Origin of the sequence: Spirillospora sp. NPDC049652 (assembly GCF_040675125.1) — a bacterium.
Classification (GTDB): domain Bacteria; phylum Actinomycetota; class Actinomycetes; order Streptosporangiales; family Streptosporangiaceae; genus Spirillospora.
In genome coordinates, this window is the sequence record NZ_JBFAOF010000383.1 from 1 (window position 1) to 6,362 (window position 6,362).

Sequence of the window (6,362 nt, forward strand, 5' to 3'; positions counted from 1 at the left end):
TACCTGCCGGTGCTGGCGACCCAGCTGTGGCCGAACGTCAAGTGGCTGCAGAAGGTCCAGCCGTACCTGCACCAGGGGTTGTCCTGGCCGAGGCGTTCGCGCTTCCCGGGCGTCCCGGGCGCGTCCTCGTCACCACCGGCATGCTGGACGTCCTCACCCCGGCGCAGCGGAGGGCGCTGATCGCGCACGAGCGGGCGCACCTGGCCGGGCGGCACCACCTGTTCCGGTCCTGCACCGCCGTCGCCGTCGCGGCGAACCCGCTGCTCTGGCCGCTGCGCGGCGCGGTGGTCTTCGCGACCGAGCGCTGGGCGGACGAGCGGGCCGCCGCGTGCATCGACGACCGCGAGCAGACCGCGCAGGCCATCGGACGGGCCGCCCTCGCGCACAACCGCCGTCCCCGCCTCGGGCACGCCGCCGCCCTGGGGATCGGCATCCTCCCGAGCGCCGCCTGGGCGCGCGGTGTTCCTGGGCTGGTCCGGGGGCCGGGCCCGCTGCCGAGGCGGGTGTCCGCGCTGCTGGGGCCGCCGCCCGCGCGGCGTCCGCTGCTGATCGCGGCCGTGGTCGGGCTGGTCGTCCTCTCCCTGCTGGCCGCCCAGGACGCCGCGTTCGACCTGCACGAGCTGGTCGAGCACGCCCAGGCCGCCGGCTGACCGCCGCCCACCCTCCGCACCTGGGCTTTGAGGCACCGAACGCGCTGCCCGTCCGCTAAATTCTACTTAGTTGTAGATTTCAGTTCGGGGCGAGTCCACGGGAAACGGGGTCCGGGTGATCCAGAAGGCAGCGGCGGCGTTCGCCGGGCACGACGCGTTCGACGCGGGGCTGTACCGGGAGGTGGTCGACGTGTCCCGGCACACCGGGGCCGTGAACGGCCTGATCGACTGGTGGAGCGACTACGGCCTGGTCCTGTTCGCCGTCCTCGCCGGACTCGCCTGGTGGCGGGCCCGGGACCGGGGCCTCAAGGCCGCGGCGGTCGCGCTGTGGGTGCCCGGCGCGATGGTCGTCGCGTACCTGGCGAACAGCGTCCTGAAGCTGACGGCCCAGGAGCAGCGGCCCTGCCGGGCGATGCCCGGCCTGCACATCGCGGTCTCCTGCCCCGGCGCGTCCGACTACTCGTTCCCGAGCAACCACGCCGTCCTCGCCGGGGCGGCGGCGGTCGCGGTCTGCCTGGCCGCCGGCCGGCTCCTCGGGACGATCGCCGTCCTCAACGCGCTGGTCATCGCGGCGTCGCGGGTGTACATCGGCGTCCACTACCCGCACGACGTGGCGGTCGGCCTCCTGGTGGGCGCGCTCGTCGCGGCCCTGGGCGCCTTCCTGCTGGCGCGGATGATGGACCGGATCGTGCCGGTCCGCGCCGTCCGCGCGCCCTGCGAACCGCGCTGAGCACGGGCCGCTCCCCCGCCCGCCCCCACGCGTTCGCCGGTCCCGAAACTGAGATTCCCGCCACGATTGTGATCACCCCGCGGCGCGGATGACCCGGGCGGGCATTACCGACGAGTAGGATGGCGAGTTACCAGTGAGTAACCACCTTCCGAGGGAGGGCGACCCGTGCCTCGTACCGCACGTGACGTCGTGTTCGTGGACGGCGTCCGCACGCCGTTCGGCAAGGCGGGCCCCAAGGGCCTGTACGCGGAGACCCGTGCGGACGACCTGGTCGTCCGGGCCATCCGCGAGCTGATGCGCCGCAACCCGTCCCTGCCGCCGGAGCGGGTGGACGAGGTCGCCGTCGCCGCCACCACGCAGACCGGCGACCAGGGCCTGACCATCGGCCGCAGCGCCGCCGTGCTCGCGGGCCTGCCCAAGAGCGTCCCCGGCTACGCCATCGACCGCATGTGCGCGGGCGGGATGACCGCGGTCACCACCACCGCCGCGGGCATCTCCTTCGGCTCCTACGACGTCGTCCTCGCGGGCGGCGTCGAGCACATGGGCCGGCACCCGATGGGCGAGGGCGTCGACCCGAACCCGCGCTTCCTGGCCGACAAGCTCGTCGACCCGTCGGCGCTGGTCATGGGCACCACCGCGGAGAACCTGCACGACCGGTTCCCGCAGATCACCAAGGAGCGCGCGGACGCCTACGCCGTGCGCAGCCAGCAGAAGGTCGCCGCCGCCTACCAGGCCGGGAAGATCCAGCCCGACCTGGTGCCGACCGCGATCCGCTCCGCCGAGAAGGGCTGGGGCCTCGCCACCGAGGACGAGCCGCCGCGGCCCGGCACCACCATGGCCGACCTCGCCAAGCTCAAGACCCCGTTCCGGGTGCACGGCAACGTCACCGCCGGGAACGCCGCGGGCCTGAACGACGGCGCCACGGCCTGCCTGCTCGCCGCCGAGGACGTGGCCCGCGAGCTCGGCCTCACCCCGCGGATGCGGCTGGTCGACTTCGCCTTCGCGGGCGTCGAGCCCGAGGTCATGGGCGTCGGCCCGGTCCCGGCGACCGAGAAGCTGCTCGCCCGCAACTCGCTCACCATGGACGACATCGGTCTCATCGAGATCAACGAGGCGTTCGCCGTCCAGGTGCTGGCGTTCCTGGAGCACTTCAAGATCGCCGACGACGACCCGCGCGTGAACCCGTGGGGCGGCGCGATCGCCCTCGGCCACCCGCTGGCCTCGTCCGGCGTCCGGCTGATGAACCAGCTCTCGCGGCTGTTCGAGGAGCGGACCGACGTCCGCTACGGCCTGACCACGATGTGCGTAGGCATGGGCATGGGCGGCACCGTCCTCTGGGAGAACGTGAACTGGGAGGGCGCCAAGTGAGCGCTGACATCACCGAGATCTTCAAGGACGAGGTCGTCACGCACGTCCGCGTCCGCGACGTCGAGCTCCCGTTCGGCGCGGGCACGCTCGCGCTGATCACGCTGGACAACGGCTTCGACCACACCAAGCCGAGCACGTTCGGGCCGGGCGGCCTGACCGAGCTGAACGCCGCGCTCGACACGATCGCCGGGCGCGACGACATCGTCGCCGTCGGCGTCACCGGCAAGCCGTTCATCTTCGCCGTCGGCGCGGACCTCAAGGGCGTCCCGCTGATCCAGAGGCGCGAGGACGCGCTCGCCATCGGCCGGCTCGGCCACCAGGCGTTCCGCCGCCTCGGCGAGCTGAAGGTCCCGTCGTTCGCCTACTACAACGGCGCGGCGATGGGCGGCGGGGTCGAGATCGGCCTGCACTGCACCTACCGGACGGTCTCCCGCAACGTCCCGGCGATGAGCCTGCCCGAGGCGTTCCTCGGCCTGGTCCCGGGCTGGGGCGGCACGTACCTGCTGCCGAACCTGATCGGCGCGGAGAAGGCCCTCAAGGTCGTCATCGACAACCCGCTCGCCCAGAACAAGCAGCTCAAGGGCCAGCAGGCGTACGACCTCGGCATCGCCGACGCGATCTTCGACGCCGCCGACTTCCTGGAGGAGTCGCTGGCCTGGACCGCCCGCGTCCTCAAGGGCGAGATCGAGGTCAAGCGCCCCGAGGTCGACAAGGGCAAGGCGTGGGACGACGCGGTCAACATGGCCCGCTGGACGCTGGAGGGCAAGCTGCACGGCGCGGCCCCCTCCTACACCCGCGCGCTGGACCTGGTCGCCGCCGCCAAGGACCGCAGCCGCGACGAGGGCTTCGCCGCCGAGGACGAGGCGCTCGCCGACCTCATCATGAGCGACGAGCTGCGCGCCGGCCTGTACGCCTTCGACCTGGTGCAGAAGCGCGCCAAGCGGCCCGCGGGCGCGCCCGACAAGGCCCTGGCCCGCAAGATCACCAAGGTCGGTGTGGTCGGCGCGGGCCTGATGGCCTCGCAGCTGGCGCTGCTGTTCGCCCGCCGCATGGAGGTCCCGGTCGTGCTGACCGACCTGGACCAGGAGCGGCTGGACAAGGGCGTCGGCTACGCGCACGGCGAGATCGACAAGCTGCTCGGCAAGGGCCGGATCTCGGCCGACAAGGCCAACCGGCTGAAGGCCCTGATCAGCGGCTCGCTGACCAAGGACGCCTTCGCCGACGCGGACTTCGTCATCGAGGCCGTGTTCGAGGAGATGTCGGTCAAGCAGAAGGTGTTCGCCGAGGTCGAGGAGCACGTCTCCGCCGAGGCGATCCTCGCGACCAACACCTCGTCGCTGTCGGTGTCGGAGATGGCCTCGAAGCTGAAGCACCCCGAGCGGGTCGTCGGCTTCCACTTCTTCAACCCGGTCGCGGTGCTGCCGCTGCTGGAGATCGTCCGCGGCGAGAAGACCGACGACGCGGCGCTGGCGACGGCGTTCGCGGTCGGCAAGCAGCTGAAGAAGTCCTGCGTGCTGGTCAAGGACGCCCCGGCGTTCGTGGTCAACCGGATCCTGCTGCGCCTGATGGCGGAGATCATCCAGACCGTGGACGAGGGCACCCCGATCGAGACGGCCGAGCGCGCCGCCAACCCGCTGGGCCTGCCGATGCCGCCGTTCGTCCTGATGGGCCTGGTCGGCCCGGCGATCGCGCTGCACGTGAACGAGACCCTGCACGGCGCGTTCCCGGAGCGGTTCCCGCTGTCGGAGAAGTTCGGCAAGTTCGTCGCGGCCGGGAAGCGGGGCGTCTACCTGCCCGACTTCACGGTCGACCCGGAGGCCGTCGAGCTGTTCTCGGGCGGCGACAGGCCGTCCACCGAGGAGCAGGTGCTCGACCGGGCGCTGAGGGCGCTGGCCGAGGAGATCCGGCTCATGCTGGACGAGGGTGTCGTGGCCGCGCCCGAGGACATCGACCTGTGCATGATCCTCGGTGCGGGCTGGCCGTTCCACCTGGGCGGGATCACCCCGTACCTGGACCGCAGCGGCATCGCCGAGCAGGTCACCGGCCGCCGGTTCCTGGAGCCGGGCGTCGCGTCCCTGCCCGCCTGACCCTCCGTTCTGCCTGCTCGACCCTGGAGCCGCCGGACCGCCCTCGGGAGGCCCGGCGGCCCGCGCAGGCGCCCGCGTGAACAGCGCGCGCGTCTCCGCACCGTGCACCGACACGGGCGCGATGACGGAAATGCCGTCCTGGACCATCAGGACGGCATTTTCGCGTTTTCATTGGGCATCCCGGTGGAGCCGCGGGTTTCGGCGGGCTGTGCCCCGTTTAGATCCTTTATAGGAGGTGACCCTCGGCACTGCCGCACAGTCGAGGTCGAGAGGACGCGAGGTGGACCTGTTCCGGACGAAGACGGTCGAGCAATCGATCAGCGACACCGAGATGAAGGAGCACCGGCTCCGCCGTGACCTCGGCGCGCTGGACCTGGTCGTCTTCGGCGTCGGCGTCATCATCGGGACGGGGATCTTCGTGCTGACCGGCCAGGTCGCCCGGGAGAAGGCCGGGCCCGCGGTCGCGATCTCGTTCGTGCTGGCCGCCGTCGTCTGCGGCCTGGCGGCGCTCTGCTACGCCGAGTTCTCCTCGACCGTGCCGGTGGCGGGGTCCGCCTACACCTTCTCCTACGCCACGCTCGGCGAGTTCCCGGCCTGGATCATCGGCTGGGACCTGATCCTGGAGCTGGCGCTCGGCGCGGCCGTGGTCGCGGTCGGCTGGTCCGGCTACCTGGACTCACTGCTGGCCAGCGCCGGGATCCACCTGCCGGACGAACTGCTGAACCCACCGGGCCAGAACGGCGGGGTGGTCAACGTCCCGGCCGTGCTGGTCGTGCTCGCGGTGACCGGCGTGCTGGTCGCGGGCGTCAAGATCTCGGCGCGGGTGAACACGGTGGTCGTGACGATCAAGGTCGCGATCGTGCTGCTGGTGATCTTCGCGGGGCTGTTCTTCGTCAAGGGCGAGAACTACCACCCGTTCATCCCCCCGGCGCAGTCCAACGAGTCGGTGAAGGGGGCCGCCGCGCCGCTGATCCAGGTGCTGTTCGGCATCCACCCGGTGTCGTACGGCTGGCTCGGCATCTTCGCCGCCGTCTCCATCGTCTTCTTCGCCTACATCGGCTTCGACATCGTCGCCACCGCCGCCGAGGAGGCCCGGACGCCCCAGCGCGACCTGCCGATCGGGCTGATCGGCTCGCTGATCGTCACCGCCGTGCTGTACGCGGCGGTCTCCCTGGTCGTGGTCGGCATGCAGCCCTACAAGGAGCTCAGCATCGCCGCGCCGCTCGCCGACGCGTTCAAGGCCGTCGGCCACCCCGCCTTCGCCACGGTCATCAGCATCGGCGCGGTCGCGGGCCTCACCACGGTCGTGCTGATCCTGCTGCTCGGCCAGAGCCGGGTGTTCTTCGCGATGAGCCGGGACGGCCTGCTGCCGGGGTGGCTGTCGGTCGTCCACCCGCGGTTCGGCACGCCCTACCGCTCGACCCTCATCCTGGGCTCCCTCGTCGCCGTCCTCGCCGGGCTGATCCCGCTCGCCAAGCTGGCCGAGCTGGTGAACATCGGCACGCTGTTCGCGTTCCTCGTCGTGGC

The 6,362-nt window shown here is 71.7% G+C and carries 6 protein-coding genes; all 6 read left to right on the forward strand.

All coding sequences use genetic code 11. From position 1 onward, the window contains the following. Nucleotides 1-180, forward strand: a 180-nt coding sequence (locus AB0J52_RS22720) for a hypothetical protein (protein WP_500183936.1), incomplete at its 5' end; no start/stop codon positions are given. Then, nucleotides 141-650: a M48 family metalloprotease gene (locus AB0J52_RS22725; RefSeq protein ID WP_500183937.1), complete on the forward strand. Its 510-nt coding sequence runs from the start codon at nucleotides 141-143 to the stop codon at nucleotides 648-650. The genes AB0J52_RS22720 and AB0J52_RS22725, both read left to right, overlap by 40 nt. Nucleotides 651-765: 115 nt before the next feature. Beyond that, the gene (locus tag AB0J52_RS22730) at nucleotides 766-1,380 is read left to right on the forward strand and encodes a phosphatase PAP2 family protein (RefSeq protein ID WP_500183939.1); all 615 of its coding nucleotides are present in this window, start codon (nucleotides 766-768) and stop codon (nucleotides 1,378-1,380) included. Nucleotides 1,381-1,545: 165 nt separating this feature from the next. Then, nucleotides 1,546-2,748 (forward strand): thiolase family protein, encoded by a 1,203-nt coding sequence (locus AB0J52_RS22735; RefSeq protein ID WP_500183941.1) that lies wholly within the window; start codon nucleotides 1,546-1,548, stop codon nucleotides 2,746-2,748. Further along, entirely contained in the window at nucleotides 2,745-4,835 is a 2,091-nt protein-coding gene (locus AB0J52_RS22740) for a 3-hydroxyacyl-CoA dehydrogenase NAD-binding domain-containing protein (RefSeq protein WP_500183942.1), read from the forward strand. The genes AB0J52_RS22735 and AB0J52_RS22740 overlap by 4 nt, the downstream gene beginning before the upstream one ends. Before the next feature lie 280 nt (nucleotides 4,836-5,115). Then, nucleotides 5,116-6,362 (forward strand): amino acid permease (locus AB0J52_RS22745; protein WP_500183944.1); only part of this gene is annotated, 1,247 nt, incomplete at its 3' end.